The sequence below is a fragment of the Streptomyces sp. GC420 genome, from assembly GCF_009916105.1.
Classification (GTDB): domain Bacteria; phylum Actinomycetota; class Actinomycetes; order Streptomycetales; family Streptomycetaceae; genus Streptomyces.
Window position 1 is genome coordinate 1 of the sequence record NZ_JAAAXQ010000138.1, and the last position, 18,244, is coordinate 18,244.

11 protein-coding genes are annotated in these 18,244 nt (G+C 70.5%); 5 read left to right on the plus strand and 6 right to left on the minus strand.

What is annotated here, in order from left to right; translation table 11 throughout:
• Positions 1-161: 161 nt before the first annotated feature.
• A complete protein-coding gene (gene fxsT / locus GUY61_RS18475; RefSeq protein ID WP_166631297.1) occupies positions 162-4,076 on the plus strand; it encodes an FxSxx-COOH system tetratricopeptide repeat protein in 3,915 nt (1,304 codons plus the stop codon).
• Positions 4,077-4,097: 21 nt separating this feature from the next.
• Here the strand turns inward: fxsT and GUY61_RS18480 are convergent, their stop codons facing one another.
• The 3 genes from GUY61_RS18480 to GUY61_RS18490 form a co-directional block, all read right to left on the minus strand.
• Entirely contained in the window at positions 4,098-5,018 is a 921-nt protein-coding gene (locus GUY61_RS18480) for an alpha/beta fold hydrolase (RefSeq protein WP_208106157.1), read from the minus strand.
• A gap of 414 nt (positions 5,019-5,432) precedes the next feature.
• Complete coding sequence (locus tag GUY61_RS18485) at positions 5,433-6,206, minus strand: SDR family oxidoreductase (protein WP_166631298.1); 774 nt, start codon at positions 6,204-6,206, stop codon at positions 5,433-5,435.
• 136 nt (positions 6,207-6,342) lie between these two features.
• Positions 6,343-9,297, minus strand: a complete 2,955-nt coding sequence (locus GUY61_RS18490; protein WP_166631299.1) for a glycoside hydrolase family 48 protein — start codon at positions 9,295-9,297, stop codon at positions 6,343-6,345.
• A gap of 620 nt (positions 9,298-9,917) precedes the next feature.
• Between GUY61_RS18490 and GUY61_RS18495 the strand changes: the two genes are divergently transcribed.
• Positions 9,918-11,666, plus strand: a complete 1,749-nt coding sequence (locus tag GUY61_RS18495; protein WP_166631300.1) for a glycoside hydrolase family 6 protein — start codon at positions 9,918-9,920, stop codon at positions 11,664-11,666.
• 291 nt (positions 11,667-11,957) lie between these two features.
• Here the strand turns inward: GUY61_RS18495 and GUY61_RS18500 are convergent, their stop codons facing one another.
• The 3 genes from GUY61_RS18500 to GUY61_RS18510 all read right to left on the minus strand — a co-directional run bounded on the left by GUY61_RS18500 (position 11,958) and on the right by GUY61_RS18510 (position 14,414).
• Entirely contained in the window at positions 11,958-12,170 is a 213-nt protein-coding gene (locus GUY61_RS18500; protein WP_166631301.1) for a DUF397 domain-containing protein, read from the minus strand.
• Positions 12,167-13,054 carry a helix-turn-helix transcriptional regulator gene (locus GUY61_RS18505; RefSeq protein WP_166631302.1) on the minus strand — a complete coding sequence of 296 codons (888 nt, stop codon included), beginning with the start codon at positions 13,052-13,054 and terminating at the stop codon, positions 12,167-12,169. Before GUY61_RS18505 ends, GUY61_RS18500 begins: the two co-directional genes overlap by 4 nt.
• Before the next feature lie 304 nt (positions 13,055-13,358).
• Positions 13,359-14,414 carry a LacI family DNA-binding transcriptional regulator gene (locus GUY61_RS18510; RefSeq protein ID WP_166631303.1) on the minus strand — a complete coding sequence of 352 codons (1,056 nt, stop codon included), beginning with the start codon at positions 14,412-14,414 and terminating at the stop codon, positions 13,359-13,361.
• Between the two features lie 299 nt (positions 14,415-14,713).
• Between GUY61_RS18510 and GUY61_RS18515 the strand changes: the two genes are divergently transcribed.
• Genes GUY61_RS18515 through GUY61_RS18525 form a run of 3 tightly spaced genes read left to right on the plus strand, consistent with a single transcriptional unit; the run spans position 14,714 to position 17,987 of the window.
• Positions 14,714-16,048 (plus strand): ABC transporter substrate-binding protein, encoded by a 1,335-nt coding sequence (locus tag GUY61_RS18515; RefSeq protein WP_166631304.1) that lies wholly within the window; start codon positions 14,714-14,716, stop codon positions 16,046-16,048.
• Between the two features lie 5 nt (positions 16,049-16,053).
• A complete protein-coding gene (locus GUY61_RS18520) occupies positions 16,054-17,073 on the plus strand; it encodes a carbohydrate ABC transporter permease (protein ID WP_166631305.1) in 1,020 nt (339 codons plus the stop codon).
• Positions 17,070-17,987: a carbohydrate ABC transporter permease gene (locus GUY61_RS18525; protein WP_166631306.1), complete on the plus strand. Its 918-nt coding sequence runs from the start codon at positions 17,070-17,072 to the stop codon at positions 17,985-17,987. Before GUY61_RS18520 ends, GUY61_RS18525 begins: the two co-directional genes overlap by 4 nt.
• Positions 17,988-18,244: the final 257 nt, after the last annotated feature.

Genomic DNA, 18,244 nt, shown 5'->3' on the forward strand with positions numbered 1-18,244 from the left:
GGGCAGCCCCAGCCGCGAACGCCCCCGCCTGCGCGGCCCGTCCGCAGCCGCGTATCAGCGGCCACGCGAGCCCCTTCCGCCGGGCTCCGGCACGGAACACGAACCGAGCGATCCCGGCGACGACCACGGCACCAGCGAATCCGACCCACTGGAGGGCCTTCATGACCAAGAGCCGTGATGGACGCGTGGTGACCTTCTACTCGTACAAGGGTGGCACCGGGCGGACGATGGCCTTGGCGAACACCGCCTGGATACTCGCGGCGAACGGCCACCGGGTGCTGACCGTCGACTGGGACCTGGAGGCCCCGGGCCTGCATCGCTTCTTCCACCCCTTCCTGGACCACGCCGCCCTCGCCGCCACCACCGGCATGATCGACATGATCACCGACTACCGCGAAGAGGCGCTGCGCGACGTCCCCCGGGCTCCCGACTGGCACCGCCACTACGCCAGGGTGCGCCCGCACGCCGTCTCCCTCGACTGGTCCTTCCCCGGCGGCGGAAGCCTCGACTTCCTCTCGGCCGGGCGGCAGAACCGCGACTACTCCGCCACCCTCGTCGGCATCGACTGGGACGTCTTCTACAACCGCTTCGGCGGGGGCCAGTTCCTGGACGCCCTGCGCGAGGACATGCGCCGCCACTACGACTACGTCCTGATCGACAGCCGCACCGGCCTCAGTGATATCGCCGACATCTGCACGGTCCAGATGCCCGACGTGCTGGTCGTCTGCTTCACCCTCAGCGACCAGAGCATCTACGGCGCCTCGGCCGTGGCCCATGACATCCGGCAGAGGTACGGCGGGCAGCGCGACATCCGCATCCTGCCGGTGCCCATGCGCATCGACGACGGCGAGAAGGAGAAGGCCGACGCGGGCCGCGCGCTGGCCCGCAGCCGCTTCGAGGGGATGCCGACCGGACTGAACGAGGAGGAGATGACGGCGTACTGGGGTTCCGTGGAGATCCCCTACCGCCCCTTCTACGCGTACGAGGAGATACTCGCGACCTTCGGTGACGCGCCCGGTCTGTCCAGTTCCATGCTCTCGGCATGCGAGCGCCTCACGTCCGTGGTCTCCGAGGGCACCGTCCTCGCACTGCCGCCCATGGAGGAGGGCGAACGGCGGCGGTGGGCGAACGAGTTCACCAGGCGCCGCCCGGCTCCGTCCACGAGCGTGGTGCTGGCGTACGTTCCGGAGGACCGCATGTGGGCCGACTGGATCGAGTCGGTGCTCAGCCGGGCCGGATTCAACGTCGCGCCGTGGGACGTGGAAGCACGGGCCGCTCCCGGAGACCGGCCGGGTGGAGCGTCCTCGCGTACGCTCGTCGTCCTCTCCGCGGCCTGTCTGCGGTCCCGGCGGGCCGCGCGCCTGTGGGGGTCCGCCGTCGACACCGATCCGTCCGGGGCCGGCCACCAGCCGCTGCCCGTACGCGTCACCGACGTGCGGCCCGGCCCGCTGCCGGCACGGCGCACTCCCGTGAGCCTGGTGCGGCTCGACGCCCGTGCCGCCGCCGCCGCGCTGCTGAACGCACTCGGACGCGACGGAGCGGGTCTCGCGAAAACCGTCACGGAAGGTGGCCCGCGGTACCCGGTGGGCGATCCGAAGATCTCCAATCTGCGTCCCCGCAACCCCTACTTCACGGGCCGGTCCACGGTCCTCGACCGTCTGCGCGCGGGGCTGGGCGCGGGGAACACGTCGGTGAAACCCTTCCCCCAGACGCTGCACGGGCTCGGCGGCGTCGGCAAGACCCAGGTGGCGCTCGAGTACGCGCACCGCTTCAAGGCGGACTACGACCTCGTGTGGTGGATCGAGTCGGAGCAGGAGGGCGGTATCGCCTCGTCCCTGGCCGAACTCGCCCGCCGGCTGGAGTTACGCGTCGGCGACAGCGTCTCCGAGGCGGCGGAGGCGGCCCGGGCGGAACTGACCACCGGCTCGCGCCTCCCCCGGTATCTGCTGGTGTTCGACAACGTCGAGGACCCGGAAGGCGCACGCCGCTGGTTCCCGCGCGGTCAGGGACACGTTCTGATCACCTCCCGCAACAAGCCGCCCGCGGCCCAGGCCGAGGGACTGGAGATCGACGTCTTCACCCGTGCCGAGAGCGTGGAACACCTCCGGCGCAGGGTGGGCGGCATGAGCCGTGAGGACGCGGCACGCGTGGCCGAGGCCGTGGGGGACCTGCCGCTCGCCGTGGAGGTCGCGGCCGCCTGGCTCGCGGAGACCGCCACCCCCGTCGACACCTACGTGCGTCAGCTCCAGGAGCAGACGACCAGGGCGCTGTCGGTCACCACCGCCGCGGGCTACCCGAAGGAGGTGGGCGCGACCTGGAACATCTCCATCACCCGTCTCCGTGAACAGTCGCGGGCGGCGGTCCGGCTGCTGGAGCTTTGCGCGTTCTTCGCCGCCGAACCGATCTCGATGAGCCTCGTCGACAGCGAGGCGATGATCCGGGCCCTGCTGCCCTTCGATCCGGACCTGCGCGACAGCTACATGCTCGGCAAGGTCATCCAGTCCCTCCGCCGCTTCGCCCTGGCGAAGGTCGATCCCGCCGACAACAGCATCCAGGTGCACCGGCTCGTCCAGGCTGCCGTGCGTTCCGAACTCTCGGCCGAGGCCGCGGAAGAAACGGTTCATGAGGTGCATCGCATACTCGCTGCGGCCCGGCCGCCCGAGGACGAGATCAACGACCCGGTGAACTGGCCCAAGTTCGAGGTGATCTGGCCGCACCTCGGGCCCTCGCAGGTGGAGGGCTGCCGCGAGGAGAAACCGCGTCAGCTGCTGGTCGACCGCGTCCGCTACCTGTGGAAGCGCGGCGAACTGGAGGCCGCCCGCACGCTGGCCGAGAGGCTGCACGAGTCCTGGCGGTCGTCCCTGGGGGAGCATGACCCGCAGACCCTCGACCTGCGTTTCCAGCTCGCCAACGTCCTGCGGTCGCAGGGGAAGTACCAGGAGGCGCTGCGGCTCGACGAGGAGACCCTCCAGCGGCAGACCGAAATCCTGCCCGCCGGCCACCCCCACACGCTCATCACCGGTGGCAGCCTCGCCGCCGACCTGCGGGCGGTCGGCCGGTTCCAGGAGGCCCTGGAACGCGACAAGCAGATCTACGAGGGCTTCCGGACCATCTTCGGCGACCAGCATCCGCGCACGCTCGTCGCGGCCAACAACCTCGCCGTGGACTACCGCGTCACCGGCGACGCCGAACGCGCCCGGCAGCTCGACGAGGAGACCCTGGAACGGCGCGTCCCCATGCTCGGCGAACGCCACCCGTACACCTTGGTCACCAAGGCCCACCTCGCCCGTGACCTGCGCGAGGTCGGGGACTATCCGGGGTCGGTGGCCATGCTCGAGGAAGTGATGGACGTCTTCCAGGAGGTGCTCAATCCCGACCTACCGGAGACGCTCAGGCACGCCAAGAGCCTTGCCGTCTCGCTGCGCAAGGCCGGCCGGGCCGCCGAGGCGATGCGGCTGACCCAGGTGACGTACGACCGCTATCTCGAGCGCTACGGACCCGGTGTGCCCGACGCCCTCGCGTGCGCGCTCAACCTCGCGGCCGACCACTCGGCGGCCGGGGACAAGGAGAAGGCGCGCGATCTGACCGTGGGGGTCCTGGAGGGGTACCGCGGGCTGTTCGGCGAGGAGCACCCCTTCACCCTCGCCTGCCTCAACAACCTGGCGATCTATGTGCGCGGCAGTGGTGATCCCGCCGCGGCCGTCGAATTCGCGACCGAGGCACTGGCCGGCCTGAAGCGGTCCGTGGGCACCGACCACCCCTACACGCTCTGCTGCATGGTCAACCTGGCCAACGCGCACGGCGACCTCGGTGAGACGGACCGCACGATCGAACTGCTGCGGCGTGCGCTGGACGGCCTCACCACACGGTACGGACCGGACCACCCGGACGTACTGGCCACCGAGATCAATCTCGCCCACGCACTGCGGCAGTCCGGCCTGCACCCCGAGGCAGAGGAACTCCGCAAGCGGGTGACGGCGGAATGCGTACGGCAGGTCGGCGAGGACCATCCGCTGACCAGGGCGTGCCGCCAGTGGTGGCGGGTCAACCGCGACCTCGAACCCCACCCGGTCTGAGCGGCCCGGTGCGCCAGCCGCTCACCGGATCGCCCAGCACAGCACCTCGGGCAGCAGCGGCAGCGCGTCGAAGTGCGCGGCTCCCGGCTGGATGACCACGGTGGCCGAGGGGATGCGCTCCGCGAGCCACCTCGTGTGCTCGACCGGAGAGAAGACGTCGTCCTCGCCGTGCCACAGCAGTACGGGGACGGAGATCCGGCTGAGGCCGAAGCCCCAGCCCTTGCCGAATGCCAGGGTGTCGTCGATCCAACCGTGGGCCGAGAGCCGCAGCGCCTCCGCGTAGTTGCGCACCAGAATGGCGCGGATGCCCGCGTCCGCGACGACTTTCCGGTCCGGCTCCGCCAGCTCCGGGTCCAGCTGGGCGATCAGGGCGGCCGGATTCTCCCGGATCTGGCGCGACCGGTGCTCCAGCCCCGCGGCCAGGCTCTGCCGCGCGGCTTCGGCCCTGACGTGCTCGCGGACGTTGGAGCCGGCCATGCCCGCGTACCAGTCGAGGTCGCGGGCCGTGCGCGGGGCCAGCCCCACCAGGACGGCCACCCGGGTCGCGCGGTCGGGCAGCAGCGCCGCGCAGGCCAGCGCGTGAGGGCCGCCGCCCGAGCGGCCGACCACCGCGAACGCGTCCACGCCCAGTTCGTCCGCGACGGCCACGACATCGGCGGCGGCGTCGGCCACCCGCCGGCCCGGCAGCCGGTCGGAGCGTCCGTACCCCGGCCGGTCGAAGGTGATCAGCCGGACGCCCAGCCGGTAGAGGAGGCCGCTGCGCGGTACGGGGCCCAGCCGGCTGCCGGGAGTGCCGTGGAGGAGGAAGACGGGTTTGCCCAGCGGATGTCCCCGCACTTCCACCGCCAGATCCCTGCCGTCCCCGGTCCGAACGATTCGCGGCACGAGCGTCCCCCTGATCTCCACGGCGAGGTACGAGGTCGAAGCGCTGTACGGCCGCATGCGAGGCAGTCGCCGCCGCCGTCCGGCCCAGTATGAGCGTGTGCGGGTTCCCGGCCCAGACGTTCTCCGGCCGTGCGCGCGGCCCGACCCACCGGCGCCACCGGCGGGACGGGGCGGCCACCGGGCGCACGACGACGGCGCCGGTCTCCGCCGAAAACGCCGCCCGCGCACCCGGGCACCAGCGTGCCCCCCGGAGCACCGGCCGCCGGGCGGCATTCTGTCCGCTGATCAGCCAACGTGCATGCCGCCACCGACAGTGGGGTCCGCCCGCCGTCGGCAGCGCCGGGCCGCGGGAAGGCCGACCGGTCGTGGCCCCCGCCTCCCGAAACTGCGAGGCCCGGACCGGGCCCTCGGCCGTCCCCGGCTCCCCCGGCCGGAGGGCGTGTCACCCGGGGCCCGGCCCGCCGGGCTCGTTCACGTGTGCACCCGCTCCCCCTGCCGCTGCGCGAGCCACTCGCCGAACGTCACCGTGCCCCGTGCGTCCGGCCGCTCCGCGGTCAGGGCGCCGGCCCGCAGCGCCCGGCCCAGTGCGCCCGGGACCGGGATCGGCACCAGGAGGGCGCGGCGGCCCGTGACGGTGCGCCAGGTGCCCGCGAGCGCCCGGAGCGAGGTGATCTCGGGGCCCGCGACCTGGACGAAGCCGTTGCGGGCGGGCGCCTCGGCGGCGTCCGCGACCGCGCGGGCCGCGTCGGCCGCGGCGATCGGCTGGAGCCGGGCCCGGGGCACTGGCAGCAGCCGCCACTTGCCGGCGGCGCCGAACACCGTGCCGACCAGTTCGTGGAACTGGGTGGCGCGTACGACGGTCCACGGCACCGGTCCCCCGCGCACGGTGCGCTCCTGCTCGGTCTTCACGCGGTAGTAGCCCGTCGGGGCCGCGTCGCAGCCGACGATGGAGACGCAGACGTGGTGGGCCACACCGGCGGCCTCCTCGGCGGCCAGGAGCCGCCGCGAGCCTTCGACGAGGGTCCGCGCGGCACCCTTCGCGGACGGGTTGTTCACCGCGTCCACGACGACGTCGCAGCCCTCGAGCGCGTCGGCCAGCCCTTCTCCCGTCGTGAGGTCGACCCGGTGTTCCGGGGAGCGGCGGCTGAGCACCCGCACCCGGTGGCCGCGCGAGCGCAGTTCCTCCGTGATGTGGCGTCCCAGCGTGCCGGTGCCCCCGGCGATGGCGATGGTCAGAGTTCTCATGCCAAGGAGACGGGACGTCCCGCCGGAATGTGACATCCCGGCGGGACGGACCGACGAACGCGCGGGGAGCCGGGCAGGCCCACGGGGAAGGGTGGCCTGCCCGGCTCCTGCGGAGTTCCTCCGGGGCGGGGCGGGACTATTCGAGGAGCTCCGCGTACGAGCCCATGGCGAGCGCGATGTCGGCCTGGGCCCAGAACCGGTGGTACGTGAAGGTGGGCGCCGCGCCGCCCGCCAGGTAGGACTCGATCTTCGACCAGGCGGGGTCGTCCTCGTAGAAGGAGCGGATCGAGGCGAAGGTGGACGAGGAGTCGACCGTGTCGCCGTTCGGCATCTCACCGGTCCAGCCGGAAGGCACGTACACCGGGTCGTCGAAACGGGAGTAGTCGGTGCGGGTCTCCTGGACCGCGATGCCGATCGGGTCCTGGTGGTGGTCCCACATGCCGTCCAGCAGGGCCTTGGCGACCGACGCCGCCTCGTCGTCGCCGGACCGGTCGGCGTAGTACATCAGCGTCTTGGCGTAGGCCGCGGCCACACCCACGTCGTCGGTGTAGTCGGCGACGGTGACGTGCAGGCCGCTGTTGGCGCCGGGCGAGGAGGCGTTCCAGGTGTCGGGAGCGCCGGACCACTGGAGGGTGGACGGGATGCGGTAGGTGCCGTCCGGGTTGACCGTGGTCTCGGACAGTGCCCAGCCGACCCACTTGTCGAGCACGGCCTTGGCTGCGGCGTTGCCGGTGACCTGGTAGTACTCGGCGACGCGCTCCATCGACCAGGCCTGGAAGCCGAACCACTGGTTGGACGGCGGGTCGTGGTAGACGGGCTTCTCGTCGTAGTACATGCCGTAGAAGGTCGGCGTGCCGGCCGGCGGGGAGGCGTAGCGGCCCTGCCAGCTGTTGGTGGCGCCGCCCGCGATCGCGCCTTCGCTGGACTGGAGCCAGCGGTAGAACTCGATCTGCCGGGTGAGGCTGGTCGACCAGTCCGAGGCACCGGTGGCCGACTTCGGCTTCAGCGCGTCGTACGAGCTGAGCACGTAGGCGGCCATGGGGTTCTGGTAGCCGCCGTGCGCGTGGCTGGAGCCGATGCGCCAGGCCCAGCCGGCGTTGGTGTCGGTGGCTCCGCCCCAGGCGTAGTACCAGCTCAGCAGGTAGTGGGAGCTGTTCTTGCCGCTGCCTGCCGGGCAGGCGGACGGTCCCGCGCAGTTCCCGATCTTCTTGAAGTACTTGTCGTACATCGCGTAGCGCAGGTAGTCGCCCATCTTCGCGGCCTTGGCCACGACGGACGAGACCTCGCCGCCCTTGCCCTGCTCCTTCGCCCAGACGTCGGCCCAGTAGGCGGCCTGGACGGCGCGCGCGTCGGCGTCCGGCGCGTTGGTGAACTTCCACTGCCTGGCGTAGGACGCGTCCTTGGTGAACAGGTCCAGGTAGCCGTTGGTGCCGCCGAACTCGAAGTCGTCGCAGGTGGGGTGCGGCACGGTCTCCCAGACGGACTCCTGCGGACCGCGCTGGAAGGTGTTGATGTACGACGGTCCGGTGTCGGCCGGTCCCGCGCTGCACTTGCCGGGCGAGTTGCCGTAGCCGTAGACGTTGTCGACGTCCTGGAGCCAGTGCATGCCGTAGACGTCGTCCGTGCCGTACGCGGACTTCAGCTCGGCGGCGATGGGGTCGGCGCCGGCGGTGACGCCGGAGTCCAGCTGCGCCGGGTAGGACGAGGGCAGGTCGTGCTCCGGCGCGTAGGTGGCCGGTTTGGACGGGGTGTAGAAGGAGTTGGTCGGCTGGTCGGCGTGGGTGGGGATCATGTAGTCCTCCATGGTGTCCCACGCGCCGTTGAACTTGCTCCAGTCACCCGTGATCTTGCCGTACATGGCCTGGAGCCAGATCAGGTAGCTGTACGCCTCCGATGTCGTCTCGTGGCCGTGGTCGGGGGCCTCGACGATCAGGGTCTCCACCGAGTGGTACGGGACCCCCTCCGGCGAGAAGTAGCCGTTCGCCGGGTCGGTGATCTTGCCGTACAGCTCCAGGAAGCGCTCGTCGTACGCCGACGAGGCGCCGAGCTGGGTCACGGTGACCTCGGCCGCGGCGTGGCCGGGGGCAGTGGCCCTGAAGACCGCGGAGCCGGTGCCGCTCGCGTCCGCGGCGACGGTCACCTTCTGCGCTGTGTTCCAGTTCGCCGGCGTGAAGGTGAGCGTTCCGCCCGAGGAGACGCTCAGGCCGCTGTTGCCGGACGCGCGGGTCGTCGTGACCGTCACGTTCGACGCGGGCTGGGTGGAGAGCTTGAGGTCGAAGGTCCCCGACTCGCCCTGGCGTACGCCGAGCTGGGCCGGTGAGGCGACCAGCGCGGGACCGGAGGCGACGGTGATGCCGACGGGCACCGACTCGGCGGAGGCGCCGAGGCTGTCGTACGCCTTCGCGTAGAGGGAGTAGGAACCCGCGGTCATGTCCGCGTAGTCGAGGGTGTACGGCGAGGTGGTGTCTGTGCCGAGCAGGGTGTTGTCGCTGTAGAACTCCACCTTGCTGATGCCCGCCCCGTCGGCGGCCGCCGCGGTGGCGGCCATGGGGACGGTGTCCCCCGCGCTGAAGACCGCTCCGGCGGTGGGGCTGGTCAGCACGCTGACGGGCGGCTGGTGGGCGCCCGTGCAGGGGGTGCCGTTGATCGCGAAGCCGGTGGGGTCGGCGTTCGTCCCGCTGTAGCCGAACTGGGCGCCGGTGGTCACCGAGGCGCCTGCCGCGATGCGCGCGTTGTAGGAGGCGTTCCGTACGGTGACGTCCTTGCCGGACTGCGACCAGGTGCCGTTCCAGCCGTTGGAGAGCTGCTGGTTGCCGGCGTAGGAGTAGGTCAGGGTCCAGCCGTCGATGGCGTCGCTGCCCCGGTTGGTCACGGTCAGCTCGGCGGTGAAGCCGGAACCCCAGTCGTTCTTCGTGTAGTCGACGCTGCAGGCCACGGCCGCCGCGGCGGCGGGCGCGGTGCCGGCCGTCAGCGCGGCGGCGGGCAGGGTCACGGCCGCGGCGAGCGCGGCCAGCAGCCGGCGAAGGCGCCGGTGACGCGGTCCTGGTGGAGCTCCTGGGTCTTTCGGAAGTGGGCCGATCAGCGCACGCATGGCACCGGTCCCTCCTGCGGCTCGGTTCGGTGGGGGTGCGATTAAGCCTTGAACCAGTGGGAGCGCTCCCAAGGTGCTGTGTGACTGATGGGCTGTCAAGTGTCTTCGCAAGATAAAAGCGTCGAAAAGATTCGACGGAGAAAGTTGACAACCCCCTCTTTCTCTCGACGCCACTTGGCGCTAGCTTCGTAGCACCAGTGGGAGCGATTCCATCTCAGTTGGCATGCCCTGACCAGGGCTTACCGCACTGCTTAGGACTCGCTCATGCGACACCCCCCGCACTTACCGGCGCTGCCGGCCGCGGCTGTTCCCACAGCGGCGGCCACCGAGCTCGTCCCCGCCCGCACGGCGTCGGGGGCCGCTCCCCGGCCGCCGACGTCCCGCTCCTCGCGGGCGAGATCGGCGAGATCGGCGAGAACACTCGCGCGCACTCCTTCACAGGCCGCGTCATGAACCGGTTCGACGACCGCGGACTGTCCTGTCCGGGCCCCCCTGGAACACCTGGGACCGCTCCTCGGGTCGGTCCCGGACCAGCGACCACGACGGCACACCCACCCGTTTCGGCATCGGGCTGCGCGAGCACCCGCGCTCCCTCGACTGACTGGAAGGTCACCGAATCCATGAGCCGCACACCCTCGACCGCTCCGCCCAGGAGATCACGCACGGCTCTCCTCGCGGCCTCGGCACTGATCGCCTCGGGCGGTCTGACCGCCACCGCGTTCAGCGCCGGTACGGCGGGAGCCGCCGCAGCCGGCTGCACCGTCGACTACAAGGTGACCAACCAGTGGGACACCGGGTTCGGCACCAGCGTCACCATCACCAACACCGGTGACCCGGTGAGCAACTGGACCCTGGAGTGGTCCTTCGCGGGCAACCAGCAGGTCACCCAGGGCTGGAACGCCACGATCACCCAGAGCGGCGCGGCGGTCACCGCGAAGAACCTCTCGTACAACGGCTCGCTCGGCACCGGGGCCTCCACCTCCTTCGGCTTCAACGGCTCCTACAGCGGCACCAACGCGGTGCCCGCGACGTTCAAGCTGAACGGCGTCACCTGCAACGGCGTCACCGACCCCACGGACCCGACCGATCCGACGGACCCCACCGACCCGCCCGGTGACCGCGTCGACAACCCGTACGCCGGAGCGAAGGTCTACGTGAACCCCGAGTGGTCGGCGAAGGCCGCGGCCGAGCCGGGCGGCAGCCGGATCGCGAACCAGCCGACCGGTGTGTGGCTGGACCGGATCGCCGCCATCGAGGGCGCGAACGGCGGCATGGGTCTGCGGGACCACCTCGACGAGGCGCTGGAGCAGAAGGGCAGCGGCGAACTCGCCGTCCAGCTGGTGATCTACAACCTGCCGGGACGCGACTGCTCGGCGCTCGCCTCCAACGGCGAGCTCGGCCCGACGGAGCTCGACAAGTACAAGACGCAGTACATCGACCCGATCGCGGAGATCCTCGGCGACAGCAAGTACGCCGGCCTGCGCATCGTGACCACCGTCGAGATCGACTCGCTGCCCAACCTGGTCACCAACGTGACACCGCGGGCGACGGCCACCGCCAACTGCGACACGATGAAGGCCAACGGCAACTACGTGAAGGGCGTCGGCTACGCCCTGAACAAGCTCGGCTCCGTGGGCAACGTCTACAACTACGTGGACGCCGGACACCACGGCTGGCTCGGCTGGGACGACAACCTCGGCCCCTCCGCCGACATGTTCAAGCAGGCCGCCACCGCCGAGGGCGCCACCGTCGACGACGTGCACGGCTTCATCGTCAACACCGCCAACTACAGCGCCCTGAAGGAGGACCACTTCACGATCAACGACACCGTGAACGGCGCCTCTGTGCGCACCTCGAAGTGGATCGACTGGAACCGCTACGTCGACGAGCTGTCGTACGCCCAGGCCATGCGCACCCTGCTCGTGTCCAAGGGCTTCGACTCCGGTATCGGCATGCTGATCGACACCTCCCGCAACGGCTGGGGCGGCACCGCACGGCCCTCCGCCGCCGGCCCGCAGACCAGCGTGGACACCTACGTCGACGGCGGCCGCTACGACCGCCGCATCCACCTCGGCAACTGGTGCAACCAGTCCGGAGCCGGCCTCGGCGAACGTCCGCAGGCCGCGCCCGAGCCGGGCATCGACGCCTACGTGTGGATGAAGCCCCCGGGTGAGTCCGACGGGTCGAGCGAGGCCATCGACAACGACGAGGGCAAGGGCTTCGACCGGATGTGCGACCCGACGTACACCGGCAACCCGCGGAACAACAACAACATGTCGGGCTCCCTGCCGAACGCCCCGATCTCCGGCCACTGGTTCTCGGCCCAGTTCCAGGAGCTCATGAAGAACGCCTACCCGCCCCTGTCATAGAGGCTCGGTTCACCTCCGGGGTGCTGAAGCCCGTGCCCCTTTTTTTGAGGGCTCGGTTCGCCTCCGGGGTGCTGAAGCCCGTGTCGACGGTCGATCGTGCTCGCCCGCTCGTTCCTCACGGCCTGTGCGCGTTCTCCCTTTCGACACGGGCGCACCCCTTCGGCTCACTCGCCCGCTCGGGGCACAGGCGCCTCGGGAGGTGAACCGGCTGTGGGGGCACCTCCCAGCGGTGGGCCGGGAGGTGCCAGGCCCTCGGCACTCGTGCCGAGGGCCCTCCGCCGCGACTGCGGCTCAGCCGTTCCGCCCGGCGGCGAACCCGACGAACGCCGCCCAGGCGTCCGGGGCCACCGCCAGTCCGGGGCGCTCCGTCTCCTTCGAGTCCCGCACTTGGACGGTGTGGAGAGAGGTCGCGACCTCTACGCAGTCGCCACCGTCCCCAGCGCTGTAGCTGCTCTTGAACCAGGCGATCTGATCGGCGCTCCGCCTGATCTGGTCCACGCTCATCTCCCTCCCAGGAACTTCTGCACCAAGGACAGCGACTCATGCGGAGTGAGGGCCTGTGCACGGATGGTCCCGTACGTGGCCTCCAGTCCCCGAACCCTGTCGCGCTCAGTGTGCAGGCGGCTGTCGCTCTGCACCTCCGTGTAGGCGATCCTCCGCCCATCCTTGGTTTCCATCAAGGTGAAGGGCCCTGCGAGACCTGCGTGCTCAGCCTGGTTCAACGGCATCACTTGGATCTCGACGTTCCGCTGATGACCGATTGAAAGGATCTGCTCAAGTTGCCCCCGCCAGATCTGGTCGCCGCCGATGCGCTTGTGGAGTACCGCCTCTTCGAGGACGAAGGTCAGATGGGGTGCGGGGCGACGGGTGAAGATCTCCTGCCTCGCCATTCGTGCCGCAAGGCGCTGCTCAATGACCTCCTCGTCCAGGTACGGTCTCCACATCCGGAAGACGGCCCTGGCGTACGCCTCCGTCTGCAACAGCCCCTTCACCAGGTGGGTGTCGTAGGCGTGCAACTCGACCGCCTCCGCCTCCAGCCGGGCCGCGTCGCGGAAGAACGCCGGGTACTGCGCCCGGGCGACCTCCTCCTTCATCTCCTTGAGGACACCGCCCGCGTCCAGCAACTCGTCCGCCAGGTCGATGAACTTCGGCGGCGGCACACGCCGCCCCTGCCCGTAGGCCGCGATCGTGGCGGGCGAGTACCCGGTCCGCGCCCCCATGTCCACCCGTTCAAGGCCCGCTCGCAAACGGAACAGTTTCATCTGCCGCCCGAACACCCGCAGGATCCCGGAGCCCGGCTCCGGTGACCGCGTTCCCGGCTCCCCGCCCGAAGCCACCGTCTGCTCCGCCGCCGCGCCCTCGTCCGGTTGGTGTACCAGTCCACTCATCGCGCACCCTCCTCCGCCACCAACCGGCCAACGCGCGTACCACCCTCCCCGGACACGCCCCGCCACACCGACATCCGCCCGCGGAGCGCGTACAGCGCCCGCCTGTACACGCCGCCCGCGCCCGACCGGGTGGGGACCTGCGCGAATGTGGGCTCAAAAGGCACCTCGACCCACCCGAAATGCCCGTTCCCGAGTGCAATATGGGCCCACATTCGCCCCGCGCCCCGCACCCTCGCACCTCCCAGCGGTGGTCCGGGAGGTGCCGGGCCCGGCCCGGCAGCCGGGCGGGACCGGGGCCGGGCACTCAGGACGAGTCGCGCACCATCAGCTCCGTGGGGAGCACGATCTGCGGCCGGTCGGACCTGCGGGAGCCGGCCGGCCGCTGGTCCGCGATCTCGTCGAGCAGCACCTGCGTCATCGCCCGGCCCATCTCCTCGATGGGCTGGCGCACACTCGTCAGCGCCGGCGACATGTGCCGGGCGATCGCCGAGTCGTCGAAGCCGACCAGCGCCACGTCCTCCGGGACCCGGCGGCCCTGCGCGCGCAGCACCTGCCGGGCGCCCGCCGCCGTCACGTCGGAGGCCGCGAAGACGGCGTCCAGGTCGGGACGGCGCTCGAGGAGTTCGGCCATGGCGCGGCGGCCGCCCTGCTCGGTGAAGTCGGCGGTGGCGACCAGGCCGGGGTCGGCGGGGTGGCCGGCGTCGGCGAGGGCGTCACGGTAGCCGTCGACACGGCGCTGCGCACCCCACACGTCGAGCCGTCCGGTGATGTGAGCGACGGAGCGCCTGCCGCGCGATACCAGGTGCTCGACGGCGCTGCGGGCACCGCCGTAGTTGTCGGAGTCGACCGATGCCAGCGGCTCCTGCGCGGAGCGGCGGCCGCTGATCACGGCGGGGATGTCGAGCTGGTCGAGCAGGTCGGGCAGCGGATCGTCGGCGTGCACGGAGACCAGCAGGACGCCGTCGACACGGTGCGCGGCGAGGTACTCGGCGAGCCGGGCCCGTTCCCGGTCGTTGCCGACGAGGGTGAGCAGCAGCTGCATCTCCGTGTCGGCGAGGGCCGCGCCCACGCCCCGCACGATGTCGGAGAAGTACGGCTCCGCGAAGAAGCGGGTCTCCGGTTCGGGCACCACCAGGGCGACCGCGTCGGTGCGGTTGGCCGCCAGGGCCCGTGCCGCCCGGTTCGGGACGTAGCCGAGTTCCGCGACCGCGGCCTCGACGGCGGCGCGCGTCTGGTCGCTCACCCTGGGTGATCCGTTGATCACGCGGGAGACCGTGCCGCGGCCGACCCCGGCCCGCGCGGCCACCTCTTCCAAGGTGGGGCGCCCGCCGCTCCGGCCGCGCGTGTGTCTTACCGCCATACCTGCCTCCCAACACTGTGCAAGACGCAGTGTGCCGCCCGGCGGTCGGAATCTAACAGCCCGATAACCGAAGGCAAGTCTCGCTGCCCGGAACCTTGACACCCCTTCGAGTACAGGCGAACCTTCAAGACATCACGAATGGGAGCGCTCCCACAGTAGTGCACGCATACAGAACCCGCACGTTCCCCACCCGAGCCGCATTAGCGCAGTACAGGCACGATCGCTGCACAACACAAGGGCCCAACACCGTAGTTGGCCCGGGGGGTCGGCACGTCAGGGGCCACAAGGAGGACGACGCAATGATGCGCACCAGTACCCGTAGGACCCGACGCGTGGTGGCCCTCGCGGCCGTCGCCACGCTCGGGGCCGGCCTGCTGGCCGGCTGTGCCGACGACGGCGACGACGGCGGCTCCACGGGAGGCAGCGGCGAGGGGGGCAAGGGCAAGACCACCATCACCCTCGGCCTCTTCGGTGTGTTCGGCTACCAGGAGGCCGGGCTCTACGACGAGTACATGAAGCTCAACCCCGACATCACGATCAAGCAGAACGTGATCGAGCGGAACGAGAACTACTACCCGCAGCTGCTCAACCACCTCACCTCCGGAAGCGGCCTCGCCGACATCCAGGGCGTCGAGGTCAACAACATCGCCGAGATCACCGCCACCCAGGCCGACAAGCTGGTGGACCTCGGCAAGGCCGAGGGCGTCGACAAGAACAACTTCCTCGACTGGAAGTGGGCCCAGGGCACCGCCAAGAGCGGCACCACGGTCGCGCTCGGCACCGACGTCGGCCCCCAGGGCATCTGCTACCGCAAGGACTACTTCGAGAAGGCCGGGCTGCCCACCGACCGCGACGAGGTCAGCAAGCTGTGGGAAGGCGACTGGAACAAGTACCTCGAGGCGGGCAAGACCTTCAAGAAGGACGGTCCCAAGGGCGTCTCCTTCGTCGACTCGGCCGCCGGTGTGATGGCCGCCATCACCGGTAGCTACGAGGAGCGCTTCTACAACGAGGCCGGCGAGGTCATCTACAAGGACAGCGCCGCCGTCAAGGAGGCCTGGGACGTCGCGGGCGAGTTCGCGACCGAGGGCCTGACCGCGAAGCTCCAGCAGTTCCAGCCGACGTGGGACCAGGCGTACGCCAACGGAAAGTTCGCCACCGTCTCCTGCCCGGCCTGGATGCTCGGCTACATCAAGGAGAAGGCCGGCGACGCGGGCGAGAACAAGTGGGACATCGCCCAGGCGCCCAAGGCCAGCAACTGGGGCGGGTCCTTCCTGACCGTGCCGAAGGCCGGCAAGAACAGCGAAGAGGCCGCCAAGCTCGCCGCCTGGTTGACCGCGCCGGAGCAGCAGGCGAAGCTCTTCGAGAAGCAGGGCAGCTTCCCGAGCGCCAAGGCGGCCTACGACCTGCCGGTCGTCGCCGACGCCAAGAACCCCTACTTCGACAACGCTCCCATCGGTGAGATCTTCTCCAAGGCCGCCGAGGGCGCGCCCGTGCAGATCCTCGGCCCGAAGGACCTGATCATCGCCCAGAACCTCGCGGATGTCGGCATGCTTCAGGTCGACCAGAAGGGCAAGTCGCCCGAGGAGGGCTGGAAGGCCGCCGTGAAGTCGATCGACAACGCTCTGGACCAGTGACCCGGATGTCCCGGACCACCCACGCACCTGAGGCCGCGCCCCCCGGAGGGGAGGGGGGCGCGGCCCCGCGCAAGTCCTCGAGCCCCCTCGACGAGGCGGAGCGGCGGCGCCGTGCGCGGCGCAGCCGCCGCTACCGCTGGGACATGAAGTGGAGCCCGTACGCGTACGTGGCGCCGTTCTTCGTCTTCTTCGCCGCCTTCGGCCTCTTCCCGTTGATCTACACCGGGTGGGCCTCGCTGCACCAGGTGGAGCTGACCGACCCCACCACCATGAACTGGGTCGGGATGAAGAACTTCTCCCGGCTGCTCGAGGACGAGTTCTTCTGGAACGCGCTGCGCAACACGGTCACGATCGGGCTGATCTCCACCGTGCCGCAGCTGCTCATGGCCCTGGGCATAGCCCACCTGCTGAACTACAAGCTGCGCGGCTCGATGTTCTTCCGGGTCGCCGTCCTCACGCCGTACGCCACCTCGGTGGCGGCCGCGACCCTGGTCTTCGTGCTGCTCTTCGGCCGCGACTACGGCATGATCAACTGGCTGCTCGGCATGGTCGGCCTGGACGGCATCGACTGGCAGAACGGGCCGGTGACCTCGCAGCTCGCGGTGTCGACGATCGTCATCTGGCGCTGGACCGGCTACAACGCGCTGATCTACCTCGCCGCCATGCAGTCGATCCCCAACGACCTGTACGAGTCGGCGGCGCTCGACGGGGCCTCGCGCTGGCAGCAGTTCCTCAACGTCACGCTGCCCTCGCTGCGGCCGACCATCCTGTTCACCTGCGTGGTCTCCACGATCGGCGCGACCCAGCTGTTCGGTGAGCCGCTGCTGTTCGGCGCGGGCGCCACCGGAGGCTCCGACCACCAGTACCAGACGCTGGGGCTCTACCTGTACGAGCAGGGCTGGGTGAATCTGCACCTGGGCCGGGCGTCGGCCATCGCCTGGGCGATGTTCCTGATCCTGCTGCTGATCGGCCTGGCCAACTGGGTGATCACCCGGTGGCTGCGCAAGAAGGAGGGAGCGGCATGAGCGCGCCGACCCAGACGGAACCGACGGACAAGGTGCCGGCGCCCTCCGAGCCGCCCCTTCAGCCCCGGCCCGGGAAGAAGAAGGGTGCGGGCCGCACCCTGCACGGCGGCAGGTGGACGTACGCCGTGCTGGTCGTCTTCACCATCGGCTCGCTGTTCCCGCTTGTGTGGACGGCGATCGCGGCCTCCCGCAACAACACGCGGCTGGCGCAGACGCCGCCGCCCTTCTGGTTCGGCGGCAATCTCTTCAAGAACCTGGAGATCGCCTGGACCGACGCCAACCTGGGCACGGCACTGTTCAACACCGTGATCGTGGCGGGGACCGTGTCGGTGGGCACGGTGGTCTTCTCCACGCTCGCCGGGTTCGCCTTCGCCAAACTGCAGTTCCGGCTCAAGAACCTGCTGCTGCTCCTGGTCATCGGCACCATGATGGTTCCGCCGCAGCTCAGCATCGTGCCGCTGTACATGATGGTCGCCAAGCTCGAATGGACCGACCAGCTGCAGTCGGTGATCCTGCCGACGCTGGTCAGCGCCTTCGGCGTGTTCTTCATGCGGCAGTACCTGATCCAGGCGCTGCCCACCGAGCTGATCGAGGCCGCGAGAGTCGACGGCGCGAGCAGTATCCGGGTGATCTGGCACGTGGTCTTCCCCGCCGCGCGGCCGGCGATGGCCGTCCTGGGGATGCTCACCTTCGTCCAGTCGTGGAACGACTTCCTCTGGCCGATGATCGCCCTGACCCAGACCGGCAACCCGACCGTGCAGGTCGCGCTGACCGGCCTCGGCCGCGGCTACATTCCCGACCAGTCGGTGATCATGGCCGGCGCGCTGCTGGGCACGCTGCCGCTGCTGCTCGCCTTCACGATCTTCGGCAAGCAGATCGTCGGCGGCATCATGCAGGGCGCGGTGAAGGGCTGACCGACCTGCGGCGGCCCGGTACTGCCGGCGCCTTCGCGGGGTCGTCCAGCAGGGCCTGCCGGAGCTCCGGCCAGGGCTCCTGCCACGGGTCCGCCCTGGGAACCGTCCTCGGAACCGCCCCGGGAACCGTCCCGGGGATCCGACCGCGGGCGCGGACCGGACCCCGTTCCGGGACCCCGTCCCCGAGCCGCGTCCCGGGACCTCACCGGAGGCCCCCGTCACGGCGCCTGCCCGAGCCCTGCCGCACAGCTCCACCC

Bases quoted from the DNA above. Each gene is read 5' to 3' on its own strand.
- GUY61_RS18495 (WP_166631300.1), top strand. From the start codon at position 9,918: ATGAGCCGCACACCCTCGACCGCTCCGCCCAGGAGATCACGCACGGCT.
- GUY61_RS18505 (WP_166631302.1), bottom strand. From the start codon at position 13,054: ATGAGTGGACTGGTACACCAACCGGACGAGGGCGCGGCGGCGGAGCAG.
- GUY61_RS18500 (WP_166631301.1), bottom strand. From the start codon at position 12,170: ATGAGCGTGGACCAGATCAGGCGGAGCGCCGATCAGATCGCCTGGTTC.
- GUY61_RS18520 (WP_166631305.1), top strand. From the start codon at position 16,054: ATGTCCCGGACCACCCACGCACCTGAGGCCGCGCCCCCCGGAGGGGAG.
- GUY61_RS18525 (WP_166631306.1), top strand. From the start codon at position 17,070: ATGAGCGCGCCGACCCAGACGGAACCGACGGACAAGGTGCCGGCGCCC.
- GUY61_RS18480 (WP_208106157.1), bottom strand. From the start codon at position 5,018: ATGCGGCCGTACAGCGCTTCGACCTCGTACCTCGCCGTGGAGATCAGG.
- GUY61_RS18515 (WP_166631304.1), top strand. From the start codon at position 14,714: ATGATGCGCACCAGTACCCGTAGGACCCGACGCGTGGTGGCCCTCGCG.
- GUY61_RS18510 (WP_166631303.1), bottom strand. From the start codon at position 14,414: ATGGCGGTAAGACACACGCGCGGCCGGAGCGGCGGGCGCCCCACCTTG.
- GUY61_RS18485 (WP_166631298.1), bottom strand. From the start codon at position 6,206: ATGAGAACTCTGACCATCGCCATCGCCGGGGGCACCGGCACGCTGGGA.
- GUY61_RS18490 (WP_166631299.1), bottom strand. From the start codon at position 9,297: ATGCGTGCGCTGATCGGCCCACTTCCGAAAGACCCAGGAGCTCCACCA.
- fxsT (WP_166631297.1), top strand. From the start codon at position 162: ATGACCAAGAGCCGTGATGGACGCGTGGTGACCTTCTACTCGTACAAG.